Origin of the sequence: Burkholderia sp. 9775_39, from assembly GCF_015712225.1 — a bacterium.
Taxonomy (GTDB): domain Bacteria; phylum Pseudomonadota; class Gammaproteobacteria; order Burkholderiales; family Burkholderiaceae; genus Burkholderia; species Burkholderia cenocepacia.
Genome location: NZ_JACCQC010000112.1, coordinates 1 through 396 on the forward strand (window position 1 = coordinate 1; position 396 = coordinate 396).

The window sequence follows — 396 nt, forward strand, 5'->3', positions numbered from 1 at the left end:
ATATTTACCAGTACGGTGGCGGTAACTCTGCTCTTGCTCTGCAAGCTGACGCCCGCAACTCTGATCTGACCATTACCCAGCACGGCGGCGGTAATGGTGCAGATGTTGGCCAAGGTTCTGATGACAGCTCAATCGATCTGACTCAGCGTGGTTTCGGCAACAGCGCTACTCTTGATCAGTGGAATGGTAAAGATTCTACTATGACTGTTAAACAGTTCGGTGGCGGTAACGGTGCTGCTGTTGACCAGACTGCATCTAACTCCAGCGTTAACGTCACTCAGGTTGGCTTTGGTAACAACGCGACCGCTCATCAGTACTAATACATCATCTGTATGAAAGAAACAGGGCGTAAGCCCTGTTTTTTTTCGGGAGAAGAATATGAATGCGTTATTACTC

1 protein-coding gene is annotated in these 396 nt (G+C 48.5%); it reads left to right on the forward strand.

Features of this window, described 5'->3' with window-relative positions:
* Window positions 1-320: curli major subunit CsgA (gene csgA, locus H0X90_RS35525; RefSeq protein WP_196438455.1), on the forward strand; the 320-nt coding region annotated here is incomplete at its 5' end.
* Window positions 321-396: the final 76 nt, after the last annotated feature.